This window comes from Herbaspirillum sp. B65 (genome assembly GCF_000333555.1).
GTDB lineage: Bacteria > Pseudomonadota > Gammaproteobacteria > Burkholderiales > Burkholderiaceae_D > Herbaspirillum > Herbaspirillum rubrisubalbicans.
Genome location: NZ_BADI01000606.1, coordinates 1 through 2982, shown reverse-complemented (window position 1 = coordinate 2982; position 2982 = coordinate 1). Strand labels below are relative to the sequence as shown.

At 55.5% G+C, this 2982-nt stretch carries 5 protein-coding genes; 3 read left to right on the top strand and 2 right to left on the bottom strand.

The annotated features are described in order from the left end of the window. On the top strand, positions 1-328 hold a 328-nt coding region (locus I5W_RS14315), incomplete at its 5' end, for a hypothetical protein (RefSeq protein ID WP_050010675.1). A 124-nt stretch (positions 329-452) separates the two neighbouring features. On the opposite strand, the gene I5W_RS14310 is transcribed toward I5W_RS14315, so the two are convergent. Further along, the gene (locus I5W_RS14310) at positions 453-1013 is read right to left on the bottom strand and encodes a DUF2242 domain-containing protein (protein WP_017450866.1); all 561 of its coding nucleotides are present in this window, start codon (positions 1011-1013) and stop codon (positions 453-455) included. Positions 1014-1370: 357 nt separating this feature from the next. Here I5W_RS14310 and I5W_RS33400 point away from each other — a divergent pair, with 357 nt between their 5' ends. Then, positions 1371-1514, top strand: a complete 144-nt coding sequence (locus I5W_RS33400) for a hypothetical protein (RefSeq protein ID WP_252717028.1) — start codon at positions 1371-1373, stop codon at positions 1512-1514. A gap of 78 nt (positions 1515-1592) precedes the next feature. Here the strand turns inward: I5W_RS33400 and I5W_RS14300 are convergent, their stop codons facing one another. After that, positions 1593-1991 (bottom strand): type II toxin-antitoxin system HicB family antitoxin, encoded by a 399-nt coding sequence (locus tag I5W_RS14300; RefSeq protein ID WP_017450868.1) that lies wholly within the window; start codon positions 1989-1991, stop codon positions 1593-1595. A gap of 136 nt (positions 1992-2127) precedes the next feature. Between I5W_RS14300 and I5W_RS29090 the strand changes: the two genes are divergently transcribed. Continuing rightward, on the top strand, positions 2128-2982 hold an 855-nt coding region (locus I5W_RS29090; RefSeq protein ID WP_199901743.1), incomplete at its 3' end, for a hypothetical protein.

Genomic DNA, 2982 nt, shown 5'->3' with positions numbered 1-2982 from the left:
GTCCATTCCCATGATTGCCGGCATGACCGTCTTCGCCGCCTGCGCCGGCCTGTGGGCAGCACCGGCCATGGCCGGGCATGTCTCCATCGGTGTGAACATCGGCGTGCCGGGTGCCTATGTGGCGCCGCCGCCCGTCTATGTGCAACCGGCCCCGATCTATGCGCCGCCGCCTCCACCTCCGCCGCCGGTGTATGTGCGTCCGGCTCCGGTCTACTACGTCAATCCGGCCCCGGTGTACGTGGAGCGTGATTACTATTATCGCGGCCACCATCGCCACTGGCATCGTCCGCCGCCACCGCCGCCGCCGGGCTATTACTGGGGACGTTGAACCGGCTGATGTTGTGTCGTCGGGACGAAAAAAAATGGCGGCTGCGGCCGCCATTCTCGTATCTCAGTTCAGAGCTCTGAGGTCTATATGTCAGAGTTCTGACTTCTGAACTCTGCCTCTCCGCTTATTTCTTGGCCGGTGCCGTGTCATCATCGACATCGACCAGCAGGTAGCGCTCGGCGGCGCCGAAGAAGCGGTCATAGAAATCGGGCGAGCGTATGGTTTCGCTGGAGACGCGCACCATCGAATCATCGCTGGCGGCAAACGGCATCGAGACCGAGCCCAGCACGCTCACGCCCAGGCTGGCCGAGCTGTTGCTCTTCTTGATGCCGTAGCCATCCTGGGTGGCACTGGCGAACATGGTCGAGCTCTTGCCATTGCCGTTGGAAGCGCAGACCACGTGGAAGGCGATTTCCATGTGCTTGTCGCTGGCCGGCTGGAAGCTCTTGTTGCCATCCAGGGTATTGTCGGTCGACTTGCTGATGACATAGCCCTGGCCCAGCAAGGCGCGCCGCGCCGCTTCGCAGACCGCCTTTTCGCTGCCGGGGAAGCTGCGCGAGAAGGCGCTGGTATCGCTGAACTCTTCCTGGTGATAGAAAGCGGGTTTGCCGGTGGAGCAGGCGGACAGGCCCAGGCAAACAGCGGCGGCGAGGTAGAACGGAACAGAAAAACGCGAGCGCGACATGCGGCGGATCTCCAGCGACAGAAAACGGTGGCGTGAATTGTAAAGGATTCACCCGCTTCAGGGTTTGCACAGTTGGTAAAGATCGGTAACAGAAGCCTTACTATCTGCCAAGAGCGGAAGTGAAGAAGCTTGCAAGTCAGTCGAGGGAAGATAAAATCACTTGTGGAATTGCTTGACTGAAAGTATTGTTAGGCGCTTCCAGGGAGTGGTCTTCCATCGGGACGATCACGAATCTGCGCAGCAAGCTGGGCAAATTCGCATACGGCCTCGTTAACGATAATGGACAAAAATCAGAAAGCGGAATTGGAGCGCATCCAGAAGGAACTGGTTGACGCGCACAATCGGGCTGCGTGGCAGATGGCCGCGACGATCATCAAGGCTTCGCTGGTCAAGAACGGCATGGATCAGCCGCCTACGCCGGCCGAACTGGCTGATCTCAATGCCACCATCACCAATCTGCGTAGTGTGGCCGAGGATGCGCTGGAGTTGCTCAAGCGTTGAGTCTGGTCTTGCCTTTGTAGCACAGGGGGGAGTGACCCGGTGACTGCTCACTCCCCCATTTCGAGTCCCACCTATTCGCTATCGACGGCTCCCGGCCTGCATTTCGTGCTCGGCCGCCAGGGCCAGGAAGGCCGAGCGCGACATGCGTCGTGCCTGTGCCACGGCATCGATGCGCGTTACCAGGCCCTGCGGCAGACTGACGTTGAGCCGTACCGCCTTGGCGTTGACGCGCGACAGATCGATTTCCACCAGCATCCAGTAACCACCCTGGAACTGTTCATCGTCGGCCCAGTCTTCAGGGGCGCTCGGGCTAGGGATGGGCTCGGCCTCCCCGTGAAAATGCGCCTCCACTGCTTCCTGCGCGGCTGCGGGCAGGAGTTGCAGTTCGTCCGCCCCGGCAAAGCAGCCGGGGAAATCGGGGAAGGTGGCGCCATAGGCACTGTGGGCGTCCTTGTGGACGTAGATGGGGTAGAGCATGGCTTATTTGGTACTACGTCAGTGCGCTTTATGCGAAATCGCTTGGTAGTGTTTGTAAAAATGCTACTTAAAGTCTGTGGTAAAAAGTAAAGCACGGCATTGCAATCCCCGGGGTTATATCACTCAAGGAACACTCGTGGAAGAACTGCTGGGGTATTTCAAAAGGGCTAAGAAAAAATATGATGCATATCAGGATCCGCGCGATGACATAAAGGCGATTGTCCTTGCATGTATTCGACGTATGAGAACCGCTAGGAAGATGGAGTGGGGCGGTCCGTTGGGCAAGAGATACACGATATTTTACGTCGGGAGGAATAAGTCTCGTCCATTTCTAACCAATCAAATAATCACTGAAGATGAGTTTTCATCCCTTTGGGATCAACTACTTCAATCTGCGAACCGAGAAGAGAAGTGCTTCACTCTGCCAGAGGAGCAGGTAACTAGAACGGTTTACAACGCCGTTGTGTCATTTTGCGTCTGTATCGATATTTGGAAGCCAAAAAGTCGGAAAACACCGGGCACTTATTTTGAAGTAGTACTTGGAACACTGATTGGACTAATACTGCCCGACGCTACACGGCGAACAAAACACATTCCGCTCCCAACGGAAGTAGCTCAATCCGTTGCTGCGGTAAGCGATATCGCGCAGAGCCTGGAGGTGACAGAAGAAGAACTATCTTTGGATAATGAAATTGATGCTGTGCTTAGTGACGAAGGAGTAGGTGCGGAGGATCAGGTGGAAGAGGGAAAACGGTCCGACATATCGCAAGTGGCGACAGATATTGTTTTTGATTTCGATGGAAAAGGGATCGTTATTCCAGCAAAAATCACTACCAGGGAGCGTATTGTCCAGCCTTTCGCACATCAACGAATATTAGATAGTGTGTTTGGCGCAGGGAGATATATCTCTTTGCTAATGTGCGTAAGCGAAACGCAAAGATCGGATAAGGATCGCAGAGTAAACGAAATATGTGTGCCAGGAACTATTGCA

Excerpts from the sequence above, each read along its gene's own strand:
- I5W_RS14310 (WP_017450866.1), bottom strand. The coding sequence starts at position 1,013 with ATGTCGCGCTCGCGTTTTTCTGTTCCGTTCTACCTCGCCGCCGCTGTT.
- I5W_RS33400 (WP_252717028.1), top strand. The coding sequence starts at position 1,371 with ATGGCCGCGACGATCATCAAGGCTTCGCTGGTCAAGAACGGCATGGAT.
- I5W_RS14300 (WP_017450868.1), bottom strand. The coding sequence starts at position 1,991 with ATGCTCTACCCCATCTACGTCCACAAGGACGCCCACAGTGCCTATGGC.